Genomic DNA, 22,806 nt, shown 5'->3' with positions numbered 1-22,806 from the left:
TCTCCTCAGGCCGTGGTCGGCTGGTCCGGGTACGCGGCTAACTGCTCCCGCACCCTGGCCAGCAGCCCGTCCAGCCGGTTTTGGCCGTTCGCGATGTCCATCATGGACGCCGCCAGTTCCTCGAAGGTGTTGCCAGTGAAGGCATCCAGTTCCTCCAGCAGCATCAGCTCGGTCGACTTCTCCAGTTCCAGCAGCACCTGGACCACGGAGAACGAATCGAGGTCGATGAGCTGCTCCGGCCGCGGCACGCCCGGCTGCTCGCCGCAGATCTGGTACGCGGTCCGGCGCACCAGTTCGGTGAGCGCGCCAGTCGTTGCCAGATCGATCTCCCCGGTCGCGTTGTCCGACATGTTCTCGCCCACACTCCTTGTTTCGACATGACCGCCGGAGCAGAAAGAATTCCGGCTGCGAAAGAGACTTCGAGATGATCGGCCTGCCCGGGATGTCAGCGCATTCAGCTGCGAGCGGCTATTTCCAGAACCCCAGCCGACATTAACCGCGAACACCGGAAACGGGCAAGTGCCTTACCGTGGTCACCTCCGCCCGCCGCGGCCTGCGGGATGCCGGTGTCCCGCTGGCGGGACGCCGGGGGTGGCGTCACCGGCGGCCACTTGACTCCGCCGACCGGGCAAACCTACTTTGCGCTGGTGCGCTTTTCCGCTTCGGCGGACATTTTCGTTCCCGCTCTGGCCGTCGTTTTCGCTAGCGTCGTACAGATCCGATCCCCCCATCCCGAAGTGAGGCTCGTCCGCCATGCTCTATCCGCACACCGAAACCCAGCAGATCGAGCTGCGGCCCGCCGCGGCCACCGACGCGCCGACGGCCTACGACGTGCTGTTCCGGCTCGGCTATCCCGGACTGCCGACCATCGACGCCTTCGTCGCCGGCTTCGGCCGCGGGGTGGCCGCATACTTTCTCGTGCACCGTAAGGAAACCGGCCAGCCGGCGGGCGTGGCCACCATCTCCGAGCCGAATCCGGCCGGGCACGCCCTCGTCGAGGTGAACATCGCCGCGGACCAGCCCGCCGAAGTGGTTCGCGACGCGAACGCGTTGGCCACGAACTTCGCGTTTTCGATGTGGCGCACCAAGAAGGTGTACTTTCACACCACAAGGCCCACGGCCGAGGCATTGGCCTTCGAGAACGAGCATTCCGCGATGGTCCACGAAGAAGCCGTGCTGCGTGACTACATCTTCTTTCACGGTTGCCTCTGGGACGTGCGCGTGCTGGCCGTCCATCGCGAGGAATGGGACACCCACGGGGTGGACCTGCTCAAACAAATCGTCTGATCCCGCTGGGAGTGAGGTACCGATCATGACCCTGTCCGTCTGGGGTTATCTGCCCGAGTTCGAGAAGGAACGGGACGACATCATGGATGCCGTCGAAAAGGTGTTCCGCTCCGGACGACTCGTGCTCGGCCAAAGCGTGTCGGCCTTCGAGCGCGAGTTCGCCGCGTACCACGGCGTGCCCCACTGCGTCGGGGTCGACAACGGCACCAACGCCATCGTGCTCGGCCTGCGCGCGCTCGGCGTCGGCGCGGGCGACGAAGTGATCACCGTGTCCAACACGGCCGCCCCCACCGTGCTCGCGATCGACGCGGTCGGCGCGACGCCGGTATTCGTCGACGTCCATCCGGACACCTATCTGATGGATGTGGCGCAGGTGGAGGCCGCGATCACCGAACGGACCAAATGCCTGCTGCCGGTGCACCTCTACGGGCAGTGCGTCGACATGGCCGCGCTGGAGGCCATCGCGGAGACGCACGGCTTGCCGATCCTGGAGGACTGCGCGCAGGCGCACGGCGCCACCCAGCACGGACGCGTCGCGGGCTCGGTCGGCCGGGCGGCCGCGTTTTCCTTCTATCCCACCAAAGTGCTCGGAGCCTATGGAGACGGCGGAGCCACGCTGAGCACCGACGCCGAGACCGACGCCCGGCTGCGGCGACTGCGGTACTACGGCATGGAAAGCGTGTACTACGTCGTGGAGACCCCCGGCTACAACAGCAGGCTGGACGAAGTGCAGGCGGAAATCCTGCGCCGGAAGCTCACCAGGCTCGACGACTACATCGCCCGCCGCCGCGCGATCGCGGCGCGCTACGCCGAGGCGTTCGCCGGAACCGACCTGATCACCCCGGCCGTGGCACCGGGCAACACGCATGTCTACTACGTGCACGTCGTACGTCACCCGGCGCGGGACCGCATCATCGACGCAATGAAAAAACACGACATCGCGCTGAACATCAGCTATCCGTGGCCGGTGCACACGCAGTCCGGATTCGCGCACCTCGGCTACCGCAAGGGTTCGCTGCCGGTCACCGAGGAGATGGCCGACCAGATCTTCTCGTTGCCCATGTTCCCTTCCCTGAGCGATGCCGAACAGGAACGGGTCGTCGACACGCTTCACGGCGTGCTGTCCAGGCTCTGATCCCGGCCACGCGCGCTCACCAGAGCATCGAGGCACCGCGACGACAGGAGTGCACATCGTGATGGAGCGGCTCAGCGACGCACCACCGAGTGAATCACTGGAACGGTTCCACGAATGGTGGGCCGAGCGGCATCGGACCGGGCGGTTCACCGTGGAACGCGTACCGTTCTCGGCCTTGGATTCCTGGTCGTTCGAGACCGAGACCGGAAACCTCGCGCACGCCAGCGGCCGGTTCTTCACCATCGAGGGGTTACAGGTCCGCGACGACGGCCTGGACATCTGGTCGCAGCCGATCATCAACCAGCCGGAGATCGGCATTCTCGGCATCATCGTCAAGGAGTTCGACGGGGTACTGCACTGCCTGATGCAGGCGAAGATGGAGCCGGGAAACATCAACACCCTGCAGCTTTCGCCGACCGTGCAGGCCACCCGCAGCAACTACACCCAGGTCCACAGTGGACTCTCCACCAGGTACCTCGAATACTTCGTCGGGTCCGGCCGGGGACAGATCCTGGTCGACGTGCTGCAGTCGGAGCAGGGTGCCTGGTTCTGGCGGAAACGGAACCGGAACATGGTCGTGCTCGTCACCGACGACATCGAGGTGCACGAGGACTACTGCTGGCTGACGCTGACCCAGGTCCGCGATCTGAACCAGTTCGACAACCTGGTCAACATGGACGCCCGCACCGTGCTGTCCTGCCTGCCCTTCGCCGCACCCGACCGGCCACGTTCCGCGAGCGAGTTCACCGAGTCGCTGATCAGGTCCTGCCGGTACGAGGAAGAGGGGGTGGGAACTCGGCACACCGCCGGTGAGATCCTCACCTGGTTCACCGACGCGAAAACGCGTTGTGACTGGACGGCCCGTCTCTCCCCGTTGGCGAAGGTGACCGGCTGGATCCGCGACGCCGAGGAGATCAGGGACGAGCACGACCGCCACTTCCGGATCATCGCGGTGTCGGTGGAAGCCGGGACGAGGGAGGTCCAGCGGTGGACGCAGCCCCTGCTCTTCCCCCGAGGGGAGGGTCGTGCGGTGTTCATCGTACGGCCGCTCGACGGGGTGCTGCACGTACTGGTTCAGGCACGACCGGAATACGGGCTGATGGACCTGGTGGAAATGGCGCCGACCGTGCACCTGCTGCCCGGGGAGGACCTCACTTCGGTGCGGGAAGACTTCCTGCGGCGGGCGCTGACCTCCGAGCACAGTCGGGTGCACTACGACCACGTCCTCTCCGAGGAGGGCGGACGGTTCTACCGCGCGCTCACCCGGTACCAGATCATCGAGGTCGGCGAAGAGGTACCGGTCGACACCCCGCCGAACTACTGCTGGATGACCGTCCGCCAGCTGATGGATCTGCTTCGGCACGGCCACTACCTCAACATCGAGGCCCGCAGCCTGCTGGCCTGCCTGCATTCCCTGTATTGAGCCCGCTTCCCCCGTTTCGGAGTCCGGTCGTCAGATGAACCCACTGAAAATCACCGAGCTGTCCCTGCCGAACGCTTTCCTGCTCACCCCGGAACTGCATTTCGACCGGCGTGGATTCTTCTACGAGGGGTTCCGCGCCGAAACCGTGGCGGAGGCGATCGGTTATCCGTTCCGCGCCGCCCAATTCCACTATTCGATCAGCCGCCGCGACACCATTCGCGGCATTCACGGCACCCGGTTTCCGCCCGGCCAGACGAAACTGGTCACCTGCGTGCAGGGCGAGGTGCTGGACGTCGCGATCGACCTGCGGATCGGCTCCCCCACGTTCGGCAAGTACGAGATGTTCCACCACGAGGCGGGGACGGGTACCGCGCTCTACCTCGGCGACGGACTGGGGCACGCCTTCCGGGCGCTGACCGACGACGCCTGTGTCACCTTTCTCTGCTCCGAGGAGTACCGGCCGGACACCGTGCTGGAGATCAACCCCCTCGACCCGGACATCGGCATCCCGTGGTCGCTCACCGGCGACCCGATCATGTCGGAGAAGGACGCCCGCGCGCCATCACTGGCCGAGGCCGCGGAGGCGGGCCTGCTGCCGGACTACGGCGCGGCGCTGGCGCACTACGAGAACCTGAAGCGCGACTGACCGCGCCGGTGGTCCGTGGGCCGGGCCGGTCGTGAAGGCCTCCTTCCCTACTTTCAAGGTAGGGAAGGAGGCCTTCACGGACTTCCGGGCTTGAGGCTTCCGGCGAGGGGTGGCCTGGGCTGGTCGTGAGGCTCCGGCCGCCGGTTCGCTCAGGGTGCCCAGCTCGCCAGTTCCTCCGGTGAGAGGACGGTGACGCCGGAGTCGTCGCGGGAGATGTCGCCGAGCACCCATCCGGTGATCGCGGCGGCCACCTGGGCGGTCGGCACAGTGCCCCGGCCGCCCAGCGGCCCGTTCGACAGGTCGGTCCACATCTTGGGGGCCCTGGCCAGCAGGACCTGGACGTCGTGGTGGGCGGCACAGAACCGGAACAGCGCCTCCAGCGCCGACTTCGCGACGAAGTACTGCGGGTACCGGGCGGGCATCTCCTCCACCGCACCCGAGGACAGGACCACGATCCACGCCCCCGGCCGCAGCAGGGGAAGGGCGGCGGCCAGCGGACGCATCGCCAGGGTCAGGCTGGTGTCGACGAACTCGCGCGCCACGTCCACCATGTCCGGATGCAGGCTGGCGTCGAGGACCGCCGGGCCCGCGCTCAGCACCAGCCCGTCCAGCAGGACACCCGCCTCGGTCAGCACCTCGATCCCGGCCGCGACCTGCGCCTCGTCACCGGCGTCGAGCACCAGCGGGCGCACGTCCGGCCCGAATTCCGCCGCCAGCGCCTCCACCGGTCCGGCCGCCCGCTGGGTCGCCCACACCCGGGCGCCCTGTGTCGCCAGCACCGAGACCACGGCGGCACCGATACCCCGGCTGCCACCGACCGCGAGCACGTTCGTCCCGGCCAGCCGGTCGCCCGGGGGGAGCACGCTGGTCGCCGACGTCCGATCCGCGGCCGGGACCGGTTTCCGGCGGAAGGCCCTCAGTTCGACGTCCACGCCCTGGCCAGCCCCCGCGCACTCGGCGAGCACCACCACCGTCCCGGTGCGGGAGTCCGCCGCGGTCACCGTCGCGGTGTAGGCGGCGGCGTCACTCGCCTCCCGTTCGGTGGCGGCGATCCGCAGTCCGGAAAGGATGGTGTCCCGGCCCGGTACGCGCATCCCGGCGAACCAGCCGGCCCAGCCGAGCGCGCCCAGCAGCGCGTCCGGCGCCGCCGCCGCACCGAGCCGGTCAGCCAGCGCCCGCAGTTGTTCCGGGCCCGGTACTCCGTAGCCTCCCTCGAAGGTCTCGCCCCTCGCCCGGTCGACGGTGGGTTCCGGCTCGTCCGCGACCGGCAGCTTGTCCGGCACCACCGCGGCCGCCAAGGGTTTCCCGGCGGTCAGATCGAAGCTGAGCACCGGATGAGCACCCGCTCGAACCACCACCGCGAGCGCACCACTGTCCTTTTCAGACCACGAGACCCGGTAAGTGCGGCCGGGGAACAGCGGCGCGGTGAAGCGCGCTGTCAACCCGGACACTTCGCGCAGCCGCGTTTCCGGCACCGCGGCCAGCGCGGCGAGCACCCCGAGCGCACCGGGAAGCACACAGCCGCCCGCCGAGGTCCGCATGGCGTAAACCTGGTCGACGTACAGTGGATTCCGGTCACCCGTCGCCTCGGTGAACTGTTCCACATCGCGCACGTCAAGTCGTATCGACGGCTCATTCATCGAGAAACTCCAGATTCCACCGGTGCTTTTTTACCGGCGTGGACAGTACCGCGATCAGTGGACCGCACCAATACTTTGCCGCTAGGGTTCACCTTACCCCGAACCCGCCGGTCCGGAATCAATCAGGGATTTTGTGGCGGATATCCGGAAGGGGACGCGGGCACCGCAGAACGGTGAATTCACCGCGGTACCTCTGTCCGTCTCGCCAGCGAGACGTCGTCAATGGATGGAGAAGGCATGCGTGTCCTGTTCGCCACGTACTCCGAAAGAACCCATTTCAACGTCATGGTCCCGCTGGCGTGGGCCATGGCCGCGGCCGGGCACGAGGTGCGGGTGGCCAGCCAGCCGGCGCTGACCGACGTGATCACCGGTACCGGTCTCACCGCGGTGCCGGTCGGCACGGACCACAATCTGTGGCGCGTCTCCAGCCGGTTCCTCACGCCCCGGTTCGCCAAGCTGAATCCCAAGGCGTACAACAAGATCCGCGGAGTCGAACTGGCGCCCTTCGACAAGTCGGACGAGCCCGCCGCCGAGGTGGGTTACGAGTACCTCCGCGCGGGTTACGCCGACGTTCTGCCCAGCTGGTACAAGATCATCAACGATCCGCTGACCGATGACCTGGTGGCCTTCGCCCGCCAGTGGCGGCCGGACCTGGTGATCTGGGAACCCACCACCCATGGCGGGCCGATCGCCGCGGAGGCGGTGGGCGCGGCACACGGGCGGGTGCTGTGGTCGCTGGACATCTTCGGCCGCACCCGGCAGAACTTTCTCGAACTGCTCGCCGCGCGACCGCCAGGACGGCGGCAGGATCCGTTCGGTGACTGGATCGCCGAACAGGCGGAACGCCACGGCGTCCGGTTCTCCGAGTCGCTGATCACCGGGCAGTTCACCGTCGACCAGTACCCGGCCCCGCTGCGCCTGGAGACCGACCTGCACCACGTGCCGATGCGTTACGTGCCGTACAACGGCACCTCGGTGATCCCGGACTGGGTAAGGGAACCCGTGTCGAAACCCCGGGTCTGCCTGACCCTCGGCCAGTTCAGCACCGACCGGTTCGGCGGCTACCCGATCAGCGTGCAGGACATTCTGGACGCCGTCGCGGATCTCGACATCGAGATGGTCGGCACGCTGCCCGGTGCCGAGCAGGAAAAACTGTCCAGGGTTCCGGACAACACCCGGCTGGTGGAGTTCGTCCCCCTGCAGGCACTGGCGCCGACCTGCGCGGCGGTCGCCCATCACGGCGGCTTCGGCACCACCAACACCGTCGCGCTGGACGCGGTCCCGCAGCTGATGATCGCCGAACAGCACGACACCCCGATCCTGGCCAAGCGCCTCGAAGCACACGGGGCCGGGTTGTCGGAGTACTACACCGACGTCGACGGCGAGCGGGTCCGGAAGCATCTGCTGCGCTTGCTGAACGAACCGTCGTTCGCCATCGCCGCCGCGGCGCTGCGCGAGGAGATGCTCGCCATGCCCGCACCCCGAGACCTGGTGCCCCGGCTGGAGAAACTCGCGGCAGATCACCACCATTCGCACTGACCAGAGGAGCAAGTATGCGAGTCATCGTCGCCGGCGGCGGTATCGGTGGCCTGGCCACCGCGTTGAGCCTGCACGCGGCCGGGATCACCGACGTGGTGGTCGCCGAGGCCACCGAGGCGATCCGGCCGCTGGGGGTGGGCATCAACCTGCTGCCGCATGCCGTGCGCGAGCTCACCGAGCTGAAGCTGGCCGAGGCGGTGGCGGACATCGGGGTGGCGACCGGCGAACTGGCCTACTTCAACCACCACGGCCAGCTCATCTGGTCCGAACCGCGCGGACTGGACGTCGGCTACCGGTGGCCGCAGTACTCGGTGCACCGAGGCCGGTTGCAGATGCTGTTGCTGGAGGCCGTACAGGACCGGCTCGGCCAGGACGCGGTGCGCACCGGTCACCGCGTGACCGGCTTCGATTCGTCGGCCGATCGGACCATTGTCCACTTCGGACAGGAGCGGCTGTCCTGCGACCTGCTGATCGGCGCGGACGGCATCCATTCGGCGGTGCGGGCCCAGTTGTACCCGGGCGAACCCGCGCCACTGTGGAACGGGCTCGTGCTGTGGCGCGGGACCACCACGGCCCGCCCCTACCGCGGCGGCCGGTCGATGATCATGGCGGGCGACGACCGGCAGAAGTTCGTGGCATACCCGATTTCCGCGCCCGACGCCGACGGCGAGGTGGAGATCAACTGGGTCGCCGAACGTCCGATGAGCCGGATCTCCGCCGACCGCGGGAACTGGAACCGCCGGATCCCGGTGAGCGAGTTCCTGCCTTGGTTCACCGACTGGAAGTTCGACTGGCTGGACGTACCGGAGCTCATCCGGCAGGCGGAGGCGGCCTACGAATACCCGATGGTGGACCGCGAACCCCTCCCCCGCTGGACGCACGGGCGCGTGACCCTGCTCGGCGACGCCGCGCATCCCATGTACCCCATCGGTTCCAACGGCGCCTCACAGGCCATTTTGGACGCGCGGGTGCTGGCCGACGCGCTGGCCCGGCACCACGATCCCGTCGCCGCCTGCGAGGAGTACGAAGCCGAGCGACGGCCGAGGACGTCGGGCATCATTTTGGCCAACCGCAAGATGGGCCCGGAACTGGTGCTCAAACTCGCCCACGAACGGGCTCCCGACGGCTTCGAGGACGTCGACGAGGTCCTCCCGCTCGCCGAGCGGGAGGAGATCGCCGCACGCTACAAGAAGCTGGCGGGCTTCGACCCGGCACTGCTGAACAGCCGTCGCAGCTACGACAGCACGGTCTAGGCACTGCGTCCACTGTGGAGCGGTCAGCATGCGGAACAGCCGGGCCGAACCCGCTCACGAACCGACGATCAGACCCGGTCGCGTCCGATGTAGACATTGCGGGCACGGTAGTACGTGGGTGCTGTCGGACCCGGCGACCCTGACGAGCCCTCCATCTGCAGGTTGATGATCAGCCACATCGGCTTGCCGACGAAGTTCGCGCCGCGGTGCTGGGCGACCCACTTCCCGTCGAGGTAGTAGTGGATGTCCACATCGGTCGCGTTGACCTTGGTGATCCAGGCCCGGTAGCCATGCCATCCGCCCGGATTGCTCACGTTCACCAGCGTGTTGGACCAAGCACCGGAGGCGTTCTTGTAGGTGTTGAACCAGTTCCGGCCGTCCCCTTTGAATTCGAGGATGTCGCTCTCCGGCGGCCAGCTCGTGGCACCGGTGAGCCAGAACGCCGGCCACGTGCCCCGCGCCGACGGCGCCTGGAACTCGCCCCGAACCTCCCAGCTCGGAAACTGGTCCGTCACGGTGACCTGCTGCTTCGCGTGGACCGCGCCCGAGTGATAGTGAATCGGCAGATGTGGATCGGCGGAGCTGTTCCCTTCGTCCGCCGTGGTACGCGTGGCCTTCAGTACCAGGACTCCCCCTGACTCGAGATAGACCTGACTGTGATCGGACGAACTCGCGTACATCCTGGCCGTGCCGTTGTGATCGGAACCCCAGGGATAACGGTAGTTCCACGCCGACTGAAGCGTGGAGTAGCTGGCGAACGTCCCGTTCAGCACCGTTTCCCAGGTCGCACCGGCCGCCGGCGGCGCGGCGGCGACCTGCCCGCCCAAGGTGACACCTGCGAGTCCCGCTGCGCTGGCAGTCAGGAACTTTCTGCGGCTGTGCGGCATTGCTCAACCTCCAGTGGGGATTACCCGGCCGGTTCCGGGCAGCACGGATCACCTGCGTGACAAGGAAACACAAGAATGTTAGCGCTAACAGAGCTTTGTTGGAAACTTTCTCACTCCCGGCGGATGACAAGGAAGATGGTCGGCGACAACGGGCCTCAAGTCAAGAGTCAGCAGGAAACTCCGCCCCAATGCCGCTCCGCTTTCCGCGATCCGCTGAGTACCGAATCCAGATCACCGCGGCCGCGGTGGTGGGGTCACGAGCCGGTTCGCGACACAGGGCGACGCCTTCCGGCTGCTGTTCGGGGAGGCTGACCAGCCCGTCGTCACCGCCCCACGTGATAGTGCGGAGACGTTCGCCCTCACCGGCCCCCCAGTCCCCGCCACCGGCATTCGAGAGCTGGGTCCTCGACCGGCACCAGCCTCGCAAAGGACACTTAGTAAAAATTTAGCGGTCGCCGTCACAGTGGCGGTCACTGGCCACTTGATCATTCCGAGTCATTCCGACGCGTGGCTCCTACCGGCCATACACAACCGACCGGTGGCTCAGCCGTAAGGGGAAGGGGACTGCTCGTCATGCTCAGACTCCGCGCCAGCCCGACCATCCGGCACCGCGCCAGGGTCGCCGCGGCGGTGGCCACGGTCGTCTCCGCGGCGCCGTCCGCGCTCGCGGCAGACCCCAGCAGCACATTCAGGGTCGAATACGGCGCAAGCTACGCTCTCGGCCACCTGCGTTCCCTCGACGTCGACTACTCGATCAAAGCCCACGGCTGCCGTCGACCGGCGGCTTTCGGTTACGACGCCAACGACACAAAGCGGGGATCGAAATACTCGCTCTACTTCGTCGACGAGTACAACAACACTCTCGAGACGAAGAAGTACCTCCACCCGTGATTGTCGCGAAGTGTCAAGCGCGACGGCGACACTCACCTCGTTGGCACCGACAAAGAGTACGGGCCGGTCTCCACATCTCCGAAATGCGGCGACACAGCTGGCTCGGTCGACGTATCGGTCCCAGGAGGCCCTGCTTCAGCGGTCATCCACCTCGTCGACACGACCGATGTCCGAGGACAGTACAACCTCTGAATATGGACAGATTGGATGGATCAGTCACTATGCAAAAGGATCAACCGAAAGAGCGGCCCGGCAGTTCGAGCTGGGCGGTGAAATCGTCGCCGGACTCGGCGAGCGGGCGAGGCCGGGACGCCGGGTTCATGAAGCGTGTTTTCTTCCTCGTCGTGATCGCGCTGCTGGCCGCCGCGGTCCCCGCCACCGCGATCCCCGCGACCGCGGCCGGTGAACTTCCCGGTGGGCGGGCCGATTTCGTGGTGTCGACCGGAAGCCTGACCACCGGCTCGACCAGTAACTGGTTCCGGCTGGGCACCTACACGTTCGACGCGGCCACCGGCAAGGTGTCTGCGAGGATGTACGTGTGGGAGCAGACGAAGCCCACCCAACGGACCGGTATCAAGGTCACTCCGGACTCCTCGTGCTCGTCCACCGATCCGAAGGCGACCGACAAGGTCCGCCCGTGCGAGATCATGACGGCGGGCGGGTTCACCGGCGCTCCCAACGACACCCGGCAGGGCACCTATGTGCTGGGCACCGAAGGCGGTAAACAGACCGTCACGATCACCTGGTCGCCGACCTGGACGGACAAATGGTCCGTCGACACCGAGCAGGCGCTGGCACGGTTGAACTTCGTGAGTTCCACCCGGGTCAACAGCGGTTACGGCTACGGGAGCCACGCGGCGTTGACCGACCGTCGCGCGATGTCGAGCGTGCAAGCGCACGATGGCGGTCTCCGTTATGCCGGAAGAGGATGGACGGGCGGTACGGCCAGCGATGTGACCAGTTCCTTCGCGGTCGGCTCCTTCAAAACCTGCAAGACGGTGACCTGGTGCCTGACCTACCTGCAGCCCTCATCGACGAAGGTCTGCCAGGCGAGCGGCGGCTGCCCGCACTACGGCGGCGGCACCCCGGCCAACGTCAGCTCCTTGCAGTACTACCTCGGCCGGGTGAACTCAGGCGACCGCCGCGACGCGCTGTGGCACTGGTGCACCTGCTTGGCGATGGAACGCAACGAGCCCTGCTACACCGGTAATTCGCACGTCAAACCGCTGTTGCAGATCCTCGACGACAACGGCACCTTCCGCGGCTGGGTAGGCGTCGAAGGTTCCTTCTCCACCAACGGCGTCCGCAACAGCGACATGCTCGCCGTCTTCGCTCAGGCCGACTGGGTCGCTTAGCCGTGTCCTGTAAGTCCGGCACCGGTTACCTCCCCGCTGGCCGGCCGCCAGCGGGGAGGTCGAACCGGCCCGTTCACAGCGTTGCGCCTACTGGGCGACGCAAACTTCAACGGTTACCTTGTGCCCGGCTGGGAGTGAGCGCCGAACGCGGCCTGGAAGAAAGACATCGCCGTAAGGAGACATCGAATTCAGACGCGCACAGCGATCTCATCGTAGCTCCGGAGCAGCTTGACAAGACCGGCCGAGCGTTCACATAGTCACCCGCGTGGCGCCCAGAAGCCCATCACTGAACAGGTGTCCATAAAGAACGTGATACGCCGGTCAAGCGGAAGAAATCGAAAGACGTGCGTCAGCTTTTCGACCGATACTTGCGAAGCTTGGCGATGGTTTCTTCAAGCGAACCAGCGAGAGCAGTCAGCCGACTGTACTTCTCTATGTACCTCTGGACGATATCGCCGTCGGAATGCACAACTGCTGCTTGAACAGTACCGGTGTCTCCGCCGACGACACCCACTGAGACTCTCCGCTCACCGAAGACAAGGTAGTCAAATTCCTCTCGCAGCCTCGCCTCCGAATGCAGAATGATCTTGATGTGCAACTTTTTGGCCAGGTCCTTCAAGTGTGCGAGCATCACGTCGTCGCCGAATGCGTCAATATCCCTGAAGAGGTAGATGCGGGTCACATCAACACCTCGCTGCGACGCGGCGATATGCGCCTGCACTGATGCCAGATAACGCAGATCGACAATCTGGGCATGAGCCTTCGCTGCTGAGACCGTCGAGATCGGGCAGGTGGACCTGAGCACTTCACCCTTGCGAAGCTCATTGATGGATCTGACATCGTCCTCGAAGACCTCGTCGATCGACTTGAGGTAGTAGGTGCCTGCCGCAAGCTCATCAAGTTCTTTTCGCAACTCGGCGTATCGATTGAGGACCGCGCTGTCTTTCCTGCCCCACTGCTGGATCCGCGTCGACCCCCGCGTGTCTCGTTCGATATTGGCCACACTTTGCGATATCTCGCTCAGCTTCAGCCTGACACTCAGAACGACGGAAACGGATATTCCGACAAGTGAAATCACGAGTGCGTCTTTCACGGCCGCAGACTGTGGCCAGAAGTAGCTGACCATGGCAATCGCCAACGTAATGAAGAGACCAATGATCAGGCCGGCGAGCGCCGGTGACTTCGACGTGGAGATTTGCCTGCGATGCGTCCTCATCGAGCACGACCTTCCCCTGCGTGCTTGCCGGCCACTGCGACCGGATAGGTGCAAGACAGGTTAGCGCCAGCGTTGCGCAGCCGCGATTCAGGGCTGACGTAACAGCGAGACGAGGGGTACCCCCGGCAAGCCGGCGCTGTAGCGGGTCGACTCACTGGACGGCCCAGCCTCCCGAGTGACTCTCTGATAGCCGAGCGGGGGGCCAAAGGAATTCACCTGTTCGCAGTGCACGGGGAGACGCCGCGCCAGCACGCCATATGGCCGTCCGCTCGAAGAGTATGGCCGAGCAACCAAGCCAACCCTCGTGGCTAAGTAATGCACCATACCTATCGCGGAGGATTCGTTTGAGTGCAACGTAATTCGCTGGCGAGCCTGCCTTCACAAGGACGGAGCAGGGTGCCCACGAGCGCGGCGGTTTCCTCGTCGAGTGCGGAAGTGAGACCGGCTAGCTTATCGGCGGCGGCTTTCACCGCGGCAAGGTTTCCCGCCTGGTGCTCCACAGGGAGAAGGTTTCGATGGAGGAGTCGCTAACAGTTCGGCGAGGCACTCGACGACCTTCATGCTGTCCCTGTGAGTCCTCGACGCGTCATGATCTGACCTATGCCGATCCTGTCCCGACCGGAGCATCTGCTCGACAATCTCGTCATCCGGCCCGCGCGCCCCGGCGAAGAGGGCACTGTGCTCGACCTGCTGACCGAGGCCGCTGCCTGGCTACGGACCCGCGGCATCGAACAATGGCCGTCACGCTTCCCAGCCACCTCGGTTCAGCATCAGATCGCCGCCGCGGAAGCACTCCTGGTAACTCAAGAACACGACATCATCGCCACACTCGTCGTCGCCGAACAAGACACGGAATTGTGGGGAATCCAGGCCGAACCGGCCTACTACATCTCCCGATTGGCGGTGGCACGGCGTGTCAGCGGCGCAAACCTCGGACTCAAGATCATCGACTGGGTTGCCGTGAAGGCGGCGCGACGCGGTTGGCGCTATGTGCGGCTGGCCACCGCAAGCACCAATCCAGCACTCCGCCGCTACTACGAACAGGCCGGCTTCCAGCACGTCACCGACCCATCACACGCACGATGGCCAACGAGTCTCTACCAACGTCAAGTCAGCGCCACAGGACGCGAGCCACTGGACAGAAAGAAGTGACGTCGCGGTGGCCGACGTCCCGATGGACCGGCCGATCCGCATCACCGTCCCCTACGGCGAAGCCCGCGAGAGATCACCCCGTGCCGCCAGACGGGTCACGTTCGACCGAGCCGATACCGGCCCCGTGCGGACCGCCCGGCAGCTCGCCGAAACCGAACAGATCGCCGTGGCCCCGGAACTGGTGCTCTGGATCGAACGAGTACCTCACCGAGCGGCCCCTGAGCTTGGTCACACCTCGCTGCGCTCGGTCGCTCGCAATCTCTGTCGCCTGTTCTGCCGCGACTTGGAGGTCCACCATCCTGGTATCGACTCGTTGCGACTGACGCCCGACGTTGCACAGGCGCGGAAGGAACGGCTCGCTCAATTCAGGACGCCGACGACCCGGCCCGGTGGGGCCGTGGGTTGTGCCCTGCCCGATCACACCGTCCGAGGTGACTCGCAAGAAAGGCGCAGGCGCGGGTCAAAGCACGAATGGACCAGCGGACCAGGACACAGTTGCCATTGCTGCCGGTGTTGCTGCGAGCCGCCGCCCACGACGCGTCCACCTCAGCATGCCCGACATTCACTCAACGACTGGACGGTCGAGCGCGGGCTGACCACCCCAGCGGTGTTCCCGAGCGACACGCCCGGGAACACCGGCCCAGAATCGGCGGCTATCGTGCGGTCGTGACTGGATCCGGAGCACGGCCGCTGCTCTTCCTTGACGTCGACGGGCCGCTGATCCCATTCGGCATTCCGTCAGGGCAGTACGCGACATATCTCTCCGACCCGGGCTCCCCTGCCCCTGGCTCGAACCCGCTCCTGGAGAGGGTCGATCCCGGACACGGGCCCCGGCTGGCCGCGTTGCCCTGCGATCTGGTCTGGGCCACGACGTGGGCCGCCGACGCGAACGAGTGCCTGTCACCGCGGCTGGGCCTTCCGCAGTTGCCGGTGGTCGACTGGCCGGAGCCTTCCGAATTCGAGGAGCAGGACGGGCGAGACGGACTGCACTGGAAAACCCGCGCCCTCGTCGACTGGGCGGCGGGACTTCCCTTCGTCTGGGTCGACGACGAGATCACCGGCACCGACCGGGAGTGGGTGCGCGCACACCACCGGGCACCTGCGCTGCTGCACCGCGTCGACCCCCGGCACGGCCTCGTCGACGCCGACTACACCGCACTTGCCGAATGGCTGCGGAGGGCATTGGGGACGCCCAACGAGGCTTGAACTGCCCGAAGGGCCGGGCCGGCGGGACACGTCGAGGAACAGAATAACGAACCATTTTCTCGGTCACCCTCAGCAATGACACTGGCGGCGAGTGCCTATGGCTCGATTCAAGATCATTTCGGTTGAACCTTGCGTGCGCCGCCCGAGGTTACGCTTCTCACCCACCCAGCGACATCAGCGATCGGATCACCGAAGCCCACCTCAACGACTGGCTCGGCGAGGTCACTGGCCTACAGCGGCCCGCCATGCCGGTGAGAGTGCGTTTCGCCCTGCAAGAAATGATCGGTGATTTGTTTTTTGTGACGCGATTGTGGTCGACGGACGGCTACGCAACGCGCTGCGGCCCGGTTCTGGAGCAACGCGGGAGCATGAGCCAGGCGCCCCTGTGCTCGAGCGTTTGATCACCAAGTCTCAGCCGGGAGAACCGCCTCCCTTCTCAATCCGAAAAAACCAGCTCCAGTTTCGTGAGGCCTCGCAGCACCAGGGTTTCGCGGTACTCGGATGGATTGGGCGCCAGCACTGGAGCGCGCTTGAACAGCTTCGTGAGTGCGATCTGGCCCTCGAGCCTGGCCAACATGGCACCTAGGCAGAAGTGGATGCCCAGGCTGAAAGTGAGATGTCCCTTGCCTGACCGGGTCAGGTCGAGCCGGTCCGGGTCGGGGAAGACACTCGGATCCCGGTTCGCGGCGGCGAGCAGCAGCACGATCTGCTGGCCTGCTTCGATCTCCATGCCGGACAAGACGACGTCCTCCAGCGCGGTGCGCAGGGTCAGCTGCACCGGCGGGTCATAGCGCAGCAGCTCCTCGACCGCGCCGGCCGGATCAGCGTGCAGGTGCGGGATCTGATCGGGGTGTGTGAGCAGGGCGTGGGTGCCGTTGCCGATCAGGCTCACGACGGTCTCGTGGCCCGCGACCAGCAGGACCGAGCAGATGGAAAGCAGCTCTTGGATCGTCAGGCCCTCCACCCCGACCAGCGCGCTGAGCAGGTCGGAGGCGGGTTTGGCCCGGCGCCGTTCGGCCAAGTCGGTGAAGTAGTTCGCGAACTCTTCGCGCGCCCTGGTCCTGGCCTCCCGCTCCTCGGCCGAGAGGATGACGTCCGGGTCCTGTCCGCGGGCCAGCGCGCTGGACCAGCTGCGAAAGCTCGCCTGATCCTCGGCAGGGACTCCCAGGAGCTCACTGATGATGAGCACAGGGAGCGGGTACGCCAAGGCGGCAATGATGTCCACGGTGCCACTTAGACCGCTCAGGAGTTCGTCGGTCATCTCGGCGATACCGGGGCGGAGACGTTCGATGAAGGGGGCGGTGAAGGCTCCGCTCACCAGCCGCCGTAGCCGGGTGTGGTCAGGCGGATTCATCGTGGCGAATGATCGCTTGCTCCCTCCGGTGTCCCGCCAGCTCCGGTCGCCGTGACCGAACCGGGAGTCGCGTAGCACCTGCGCGCACAGCTGGTGGGAGGTCGTCACCCAGAGCCCTGCGGGCGTGCGGGCGAGCTGGTCCATCTCGCGGTACTGCCGGTACGGATCGGTGCGGAAGTCCGCGGAGAACGGATCGAATCCCAAAAGGTCGAACGCGGGTGAGGTCATGGCAGCACTCCCCCTCACCGGGTCGCCAGATCGACGTCGTCGCCGCCGGCTCCCAGCCCCAGGTTGCAGTAGGTCAGTGCTCCCCAGATGGTCACGGTGAGCACGCCGGTAGAGGGACGGTTGTCCACCAGCCCCTTGAACAGCTGGTCACCCACACACACCATGCAGTCGGTACTGACGTGGTTCTTCCCGACATCCACACCGGGGATCCGGCGGTGCTCGGTCAGCGCGTGGAACAGGCGGACGGTCAATTCGCGCATGTCTTCGGGCACCTCCCGACTCCCGTGCCGGGCGTAGACCACGCCCAAGGAGGCCAGACCCCAGACACCGTCGGTGTAGCGCCGTGGGCCCACTCCGTCGCTGCCGAGTGGGACTCCCGGCAGCCGTCCGCGGATCCGCGCTGTGGCCGTGACCTCGTTCAGGATCTCCTGCTGTCCCTCGGGCCGCAGGTGTCCGGTGCGGGCACGGCTCCACTGGGTGAGGCGGTCCACCAGTTCGGGGGTGATGTGCGGGCGGGTTTCCCGCAGCACGCCCAGCATGGCCCCCAACAAGCTGATTTCCACCACGCGGTCGTTGATGTCTCCCCGGCCACGCCACACGGAAGTGTGCGTGGACAACCATGATCCGACGCGGGAACGGGCCTCGGTGATCTCCTGTGGCGTCATGTCGCCCGCCAGTTCGACCAGCTCGTCGACCACGTGGTTCAGCCGGGCGTTCAGGCGCGGGGTGTGCGCTCCGAGAGCCAGACCGCGCATGCGGGCCTGGTGGGTCGATGGAGCTTGCGGGTTCACCCACGTGTTCACGTGCTGGGCCGAGCGGACGAGCAGTTCGGTCATTTCCTTCGGCCAGCGGCGCCAAGCGGCGAACTGCCGGATCGCGTGCTCTGTGGGAGCTTTGCCTCGCACAGCCCGGTCCCACCACTGATGCGGGTGTGGGCCTCGGTACGTCGTCCATACAGTGCCTGCCATGTGATGGGCAGCCACGACCGTGTGGATCCGATACAGCGCCTCGTCGTTGTCGGCGTCATCACCCGCGGCGTCGACAGCCAGGTACACACCGACAAGGCCCCACATGACCACGCCCTTGCACCAAGCTTCTCCCAGGGCCGGCAGCTCCCAGTCGTCCACACTGGCCGAACGCAGCCACTTGAAGCCCTGGTGCACCATCACAGCGCAGAGTTCCCCCAGTACTCCGATCCATTCAGCTCCACCGGGAGTGCGGCACAGCCCTCGGAACGCTCCGTGCCGATACGCGGCCTCGATGACCGCGAGCGCCGCGAAGTCGTCGCCGAGTCCCAGAATGTGCAGCGGTGCACGGCCGTGCGCCATCCGGTCCTGCTCGAAGGACAGGAAATCGCGAACACCCAGTACCCAGTCCCGCTCACTGCCCTCGATCACGTTTCCCAGCGTGGCCATCTTCTCGCCTTTGACCTTGGCGTCCGGCTCACGGTCGATCGCCGCACACGCGTCATAGACGTCGATCATGAACGCGTCCTTCCCCGCGCCGTACAACCAGTCCGACCAGATGTAGCCATATGTCGCCGTCGCCGCTCCTTTGCCTTGTCCGTGACCCCTGGTGCGACCGGAGGTAGGAGCGTTCGACGCCATAAGGACTCCTTTTTTGTTGTACGTCCGCTGCGCGGATCGACAGGGCACACTAGAGAGCGGGCGGGAATCAGCTGGCTCGCGTGTTCTCCGTCCTGTGTCACCGGCATAGCCGCCGGAGCGCAGCCGCCTGGGGGGCAAACAAGGAAAACGAAATCAGACTCACGATAGCGGAGTCACGGACCCGCGCCTGCGAAACGATTCAAGAATCCCCTGAACGCCGAGGTGCGTTCTCATACACACACCCTCGACCCGGTGGGAGCGCCGAGAAACCGGCCGACGGTCCTGGCCCGGCTCGACCTAAAGGAACGCCACCGAGCGGAAGGTGACCCGATCCGAGCCTTTGCCGCCTGGACGAAGACTGAAGGCAGGCGGCCCATCACAACCGCTCTTCTCATACACCTTCGCGATATGCCCTGTCCGGTTCACCGGGCGGAAGGCGGACCCGGTACCCGCCGCGACTTCCGGGATCTCGAAACACTCGGCGTCGGGCGGATCGACCAGAGAGCCCCTCCGTAGCTCCTGCTCCTCGTTGTAGTAGCGATAGATGAATTCGTCCTCGTCGGCGGCAGCGGTACCGGCCAGCATCAAGGCCAGCGCGAAGACACTCGCGAGTGCGACGGGAACTGTGTGTGAGCGCACGGTATATCCATTCTTACGGTGGCTTGGACGCGATCAAGACTGCTCGGTTTCCGACCGGCACGAATCGATCTCCACCCGTTTGCGTACCTTTGCGCCCTGCTCCGGGTGATTGTGCTCAGTGCCTGCGACGCGACCCGGTATCGTGTTCGCGCGCCCCGCACCTTTCGCCGCCCTGCGTTTCGGGGCGAGTTCACCTGACCGGCCCAAGACTCTCGGGGCCAGGGCCGTGTAGCGCGGCGCATCGCTGGATCAGGGCCCTGGCTTCCGGATGCCGTCCGAACGATTGGAGGCGCTTCCTCAACTCCTCCAACGCGGCCGTGACGCGGCCGGAACGCAGGCCCGGATACACATCGAGAAAACGGTGCGCCACGGTGCAGGCTCGGCTGAGCAGGCCGAGGTCCAGTTGCCGTTCGGCGAGTTCGGCCAAGGTCAATGCCAGTGAGCGACACTCGCCGGAGGGATAGTGGCGCAGCGCTCGCTGGAGTGCCGTGACCGCTCCTGCGGTATCGCCGTCGAACACGCGAATCGACGCGGCGTGATAGTTCAGCTCGCCTCGGTTGTACGAGCCGAAGACCGGTCTCGGCCCTGTCGCCCGGCCGAGGGTCTCGCGAGCACGCTGGTGAGCGGTCAGCGCGGCCTGACTTCGGCCGAGAACGGCGTAGCTCAGCGACACCTGCGCGTGCAGAAAGGCGCTGGTGTGGGGCACGACATGCCGATCCCCCACCGTGAGCGCCGCGAGTGCCAAGCCCAGTGCGGCGGTCCCGTGCCCGAGATGACATGCCTGCAGACTGAGCGCCCGGAGCACGATCGCGTACCGGACCGGGTCGAAGGTCAAAACCGCGAGATCGAGCGCGATCCGGTAGTACTGCTGCCCCAGTCCGTGCTCATTGCTGTCGAAACAAGCGAATCCCAACAGCAGCGTCAGGTCGAGAACAGCTCCCACGAGTTCGCGGCGATCTGCGTCGCTGTTCCCGGCCGCCAGCTGCGGGAGAATGTCGTCGGCGAGGTAGGTGGTCAGCGCGGTCCTGGCGTGGCCACTGCCGAACCGGTGGCTGGCCGCGGCGAAAACGCGCACCATGTGCTGCGCCATCCCGACCGTGCCGGATGTTGGCCGAACGGGGCTGCGGTGGCAGTGGACTTCCAACGTTCGCTCTGGCCACGTCGGTATCGCCAGCACATCGAGCCGGTACACAGAGCGCGCGAGCCGGCCACGGCCCGCGACGCTCAGATCGGTCCGGACGAGATCGGTCAGCACAGTCAGTGCACTGGCCGGCCTGACGGCCTTCTCCTCGATCATGGTCACGGCAAAACCGAGTTCGGCGACGGTGACCGCCCGGCCGAGCCTTCGCGTCAGCACCTCAGCGATCAACATCGGCACCTCGGCCCGCGGACAACTCCCCGAGAGCCAGTGCGCGACGGCGGTGCGGTCATAGCGCAGCCGTAAGCCGGACTCTGCGCCCGCGATGTTCACCGTGCGGGCCAGGTTGTCGTAGCTCCACTCAGCGGTGATCAGCAGTGCGCGTAACCGCTCATTCCGGGTGCGGCGCGGCATGTTTCACCTCACGGGGTCCGGGTGGGGCACTGCCGACGTTCAGTCTCGTCACCGACCAGAGTGCCACGGTCCCCCTCCGTTCTCGACCGCTCCGCCGGAAGACCTCAGTAACGTGCCGCTTTGACGTGCCACGCGAGTATTCCTGACAAGTAGTCACTCGCACCTTCGACCCAGACAGCGAGATCGGCACGTTCGGCGTCATTCAGGTTCAGCCGTGCGGCGGCCTCGGGAAGTTCCACGTCCATCGTGTAGGCGAACTGGCGCAAGCGCGCACTGACGAGGTCGTTGGCGATACTCACGGCCCGCGGCAAGGGAACGCCCAGGAAATCCTGGACGCTCAAGACCAGGTTGGTCATACATCCCTCGTCGTCGTTTTCCCGTTCGTACGAGAAGATGTCGTTGATCAAGGCCATGTAATCCATAAACGCGTCGAGCAGGACCTGGATCTCCCGGCTGTCCCTGATCTTCTCGGGAATCGTCACACCGGTGGAGATGTCCACGTAGAGCGCCGCGGTGTACGAGCCGAAGGTTTCCCTCCTGAGCTGTACATATTCCACGAGGTCGAGGATTCTGCCGGTCGAAAGGTGGACCAGCTCCTGGATCGCGCCGGCGCAGAACCGGGTTATCCCGGCTTTCCAGTCTCTACGCCAGCGCGCCGGTCGTGAGTCGATGAGCCGAGGCCACAGATCTGCCAGTCCTTCCTCCACGGCGTTCCTCGATGAGGGAACGGGCTCGTCCGGTGTCAACGGCATGAAGGCCGTCAGGCGTTCGACATGCTCTCGTGCGCCTTCGATATCCCTCGTGACCTTGTACTGGCGCTGGAAGTGATCGTCGAACGCGAAGTACCAGACCATGGTGTCGTGGAGCAGCGCGGCTTCATGAGGCGGCGCGACAGGCCAGCAATAGGCAGCCAGCTCAGGGGCGGCGATCATGTGGAACGTCGGCAAGCCGTCCCAGATCGCCCAGTGGCCGGGATGCGCGCCGCCGCTGAGCATTCCCATGGCACGGGCCCAGGATTCCGAGCGCTGGAGCAAACTGTCCAAGTGGGGATTCACCCGCGCCTGGAACGGCATCGGGAATTCGAGGGGTCCGGAGACGCCTTGATCATCCTGGCTCAGCCTCACAAGCCCTCCACGTTTCTCGGCCGTCGCAGGTTTCGGCAGGTGCCTCGACTGTTTCGCTCGGAGCACCGGCCTCCCGCCGAACCGCCTTTGCCACGAAACTACCTTCCGCTATCCTCCTCCGCGCCGAGGCCAACGACCTTTGACGTTAAGCCACTCTCACCGGATTCACGGGGAAGAATTCTTGGCTTCACCCGAATGAACCGTGCATGAACCGGTCCGCGGCAATGCCTTCCCCTCGTGCCGTCACTCCGCTCGGGTCCAACACGACGGGAAAACCGTCGAATCGGTCAATTCTCAAGTATCCAGCCGTTCAACATAATCAACACCCAGGTGAGCCCTACACCTATGCCACCAGACACGGTGGGGCGAGCGATCAGCACATTTTCGGTTGACGCCAACGCCAGGTCTCGGCGATCCCATCTCAGCCGACCTCGCCTGGCAACACCCCTTCCCAGGGAGGCAGGCGGTTCAACACGTTCAACACCCCAGGGTGCCGAAACCGCTGCGCCACCGGAAGCCTCGACGATGTACTGGGGAATCACACCGCACTGGGCTGGAGGTAGGTTGTGGCCGACCGTGCGCTTCGGCAAGCCAAGATCACCGAGATGGTCGGATCCTTACTCGATCAGGGCAGCGACACCGCGGTCGAACGCGATGTCGAGATCGGCCGTT

General features: G+C 65.7%; 20 protein-coding genes. 10 read left to right on the top strand and 10 right to left on the bottom strand.

The features are described 5' to 3' along the window. Positions 1-5: 5 nt before the first annotated feature. Positions 6-350: a hypothetical protein gene (locus tag ACZ5ZX_RS36345; protein WP_465506515.1), complete on the bottom strand. Its 345-nt coding sequence runs from the start codon at positions 348-350 to the stop codon at positions 6-8. Positions 351-753: 403 nt separating this feature from the next. Between ACZ5ZX_RS36345 and ACZ5ZX_RS36340 the strand changes: the two genes are divergently transcribed. The 4 genes from ACZ5ZX_RS36340 to ACZ5ZX_RS36325 all read left to right on the top strand — a co-directional run bounded on the left by ACZ5ZX_RS36340 (position 754) and on the right by ACZ5ZX_RS36325 (position 4,491). Then, complete coding sequence (locus ACZ5ZX_RS36340) at positions 754-1,287, top strand: GNAT family N-acetyltransferase (protein WP_465506514.1); 534 nt, start codon at positions 754-756, stop codon at positions 1,285-1,287. A gap of 25 nt (positions 1,288-1,312) precedes the next feature. Further along, positions 1,313-2,422, top strand: a complete 1,110-nt coding sequence (locus ACZ5ZX_RS36335; protein ID WP_465506513.1) for a DegT/DnrJ/EryC1/StrS family aminotransferase — start codon at positions 1,313-1,315, stop codon at positions 2,420-2,422. Positions 2,423-2,483: 61 nt separating this feature from the next. Further along, complete coding sequence (locus ACZ5ZX_RS36330; protein WP_465506512.1) at positions 2,484-3,845, top strand: NDP-hexose 2,3-dehydratase family protein; 1,362 nt, start codon at positions 2,484-2,486, stop codon at positions 3,843-3,845. 34 nt (positions 3,846-3,879) lie between these two features. Then, a complete protein-coding gene (locus ACZ5ZX_RS36325; RefSeq protein WP_465506511.1) occupies positions 3,880-4,491 on the top strand; it encodes a dTDP-4-dehydrorhamnose 3,5-epimerase family protein in 612 nt (203 codons plus the stop codon). A gap of 149 nt (positions 4,492-4,640) precedes the next feature. Here ACZ5ZX_RS36325 and ACZ5ZX_RS36320 read toward each other — a convergent pair whose 3' ends face one another. After that, entirely contained in the window at positions 4,641-6,131 is a 1,491-nt protein-coding gene (locus tag ACZ5ZX_RS36320) for an SDR family oxidoreductase (protein ID WP_465506510.1), read from the bottom strand. Positions 6,132-6,368: 237 nt separating this feature from the next. On the opposite strand from ACZ5ZX_RS36320, the gene ACZ5ZX_RS36315 reads away from it, so the two are divergent. Continuing rightward, positions 6,369-7,670, top strand: coding sequence for an activator-dependent family glycosyltransferase (locus tag ACZ5ZX_RS36315; protein WP_465506509.1), 1,302 nt, complete (start codon positions 6,369-6,371; stop codon positions 7,668-7,670). A gap of 14 nt (positions 7,671-7,684) precedes the next feature. Continuing rightward, positions 7,685-8,923: a flavin-dependent oxidoreductase gene (locus ACZ5ZX_RS36310; protein ID WP_465506508.1), complete on the top strand. Its 1,239-nt coding sequence runs from the start codon at positions 7,685-7,687 to the stop codon at positions 8,921-8,923. 68 nt (positions 8,924-8,991) lie between these two features. Here the strand turns inward: ACZ5ZX_RS36310 and ACZ5ZX_RS36305 are convergent, their stop codons facing one another. Then, positions 8,992-9,750 (bottom strand): glycoside hydrolase family 16 protein, encoded by a 759-nt coding sequence (locus tag ACZ5ZX_RS36305; RefSeq protein WP_465506507.1) that lies wholly within the window; start codon positions 9,748-9,750, stop codon positions 8,992-8,994. Between the two features lie 633 nt (positions 9,751-10,383). On the opposite strand from ACZ5ZX_RS36305, the gene ACZ5ZX_RS36300 reads away from it, so the two are divergent. Both ACZ5ZX_RS36300 and ACZ5ZX_RS36295 read left to right on the top strand, forming a co-directional pair. Next, the gene (locus tag ACZ5ZX_RS36300) at positions 10,384-10,701 is read left to right on the top strand and encodes a hypothetical protein (protein ID WP_465506506.1); all 318 of its coding nucleotides are present in this window, start codon (positions 10,384-10,386) and stop codon (positions 10,699-10,701) included. Between the two features lie 320 nt (positions 10,702-11,021). Further along, the gene (locus ACZ5ZX_RS36295) at positions 11,022-12,056 is read left to right on the top strand and encodes a hypothetical protein (RefSeq protein ID WP_465506505.1); all 1,035 of its coding nucleotides are present in this window, start codon (positions 11,022-11,024) and stop codon (positions 12,054-12,056) included. 349 nt (positions 12,057-12,405) lie between these two features. On the opposite strand, the gene ACZ5ZX_RS36290 is transcribed toward ACZ5ZX_RS36295, so the two are convergent. Further along, the gene (locus tag ACZ5ZX_RS36290; RefSeq protein ID WP_465506504.1) at positions 12,406-13,272 is read right to left on the bottom strand and encodes a hypothetical protein; all 867 of its coding nucleotides are present in this window, start codon (positions 13,270-13,272) and stop codon (positions 12,406-12,408) included. A gap of 600 nt (positions 13,273-13,872) precedes the next feature. Between ACZ5ZX_RS36290 and ACZ5ZX_RS36285 the strand changes: the two genes are divergently transcribed. Then, positions 13,873-14,424, top strand: a complete 552-nt coding sequence (locus ACZ5ZX_RS36285; protein ID WP_465506503.1) for a GNAT family N-acetyltransferase — start codon at positions 13,873-13,875, stop codon at positions 14,422-14,424. A gap of 73 nt (positions 14,425-14,497) precedes the next feature. Here the strand turns inward: ACZ5ZX_RS36285 and ACZ5ZX_RS36280 are convergent, their stop codons facing one another. Beyond that, positions 14,498-14,656, bottom strand: coding sequence for a hypothetical protein (locus tag ACZ5ZX_RS36280; protein ID WP_465506502.1), 159 nt, complete (start codon positions 14,654-14,656; stop codon positions 14,498-14,500). Positions 14,657-15,090: 434 nt separating this feature from the next. Here ACZ5ZX_RS36280 and ACZ5ZX_RS36275 point away from each other — a divergent pair, with 434 nt between their 5' ends. Then, positions 15,091-15,630 carry an HAD domain-containing protein gene (locus ACZ5ZX_RS36275; protein WP_465506501.1) on the top strand — a complete coding sequence of 180 codons (540 nt, stop codon included), beginning with the start codon at positions 15,091-15,093 and terminating at the stop codon, positions 15,628-15,630. Between the two features lie 436 nt (positions 15,631-16,066). On the opposite strand, the gene ACZ5ZX_RS36270 is transcribed toward ACZ5ZX_RS36275, so the two are convergent. The 5 genes from ACZ5ZX_RS36270 to ACZ5ZX_RS36250 form a co-directional block, all read right to left on the bottom strand. After that, positions 16,067-17,212: a cytochrome P450 gene (locus ACZ5ZX_RS36270; protein ID WP_465506500.1), complete on the bottom strand. Its 1,146-nt coding sequence runs from the start codon at positions 17,210-17,212 to the stop codon at positions 16,067-16,069. Positions 17,213-17,226: 14 nt separating this feature from the next. Next, positions 17,227-18,819, bottom strand: a complete 1,593-nt coding sequence (locus ACZ5ZX_RS36265) for a hypothetical protein (protein WP_465506499.1) — start codon at positions 18,817-18,819, stop codon at positions 17,227-17,229. Between the two features lie 297 nt (positions 18,820-19,116). After that, a complete protein-coding gene (locus tag ACZ5ZX_RS36260) occupies positions 19,117-19,458 on the bottom strand; it encodes a hypothetical protein (protein WP_465506498.1) in 342 nt (113 codons plus the stop codon). A gap of 190 nt (positions 19,459-19,648) precedes the next feature. Further along, positions 19,649-21,010 carry a tetratricopeptide repeat protein gene (locus ACZ5ZX_RS36255; protein WP_465506497.1) on the bottom strand — a complete coding sequence of 454 codons (1,362 nt, stop codon included), beginning with the start codon at positions 21,008-21,010 and terminating at the stop codon, positions 19,649-19,651. A 104-nt stretch (positions 21,011-21,114) separates the two neighbouring features. Then, positions 21,115-22,134, bottom strand: a complete 1,020-nt coding sequence (locus ACZ5ZX_RS36250) for a terpene synthase family protein (RefSeq protein ID WP_465506496.1) — start codon at positions 22,132-22,134, stop codon at positions 21,115-21,117. Between the last annotated feature and the right edge of the window lie 672 nt (positions 22,135-22,806).

This window comes from Amycolatopsis sp. NPDC033938 (assembly GCF_055575975.1).
The sequence above is the reverse complement of the archived record's forward strand: the minus strand, read 5'-3'. Positions and strand labels throughout refer to the sequence as shown.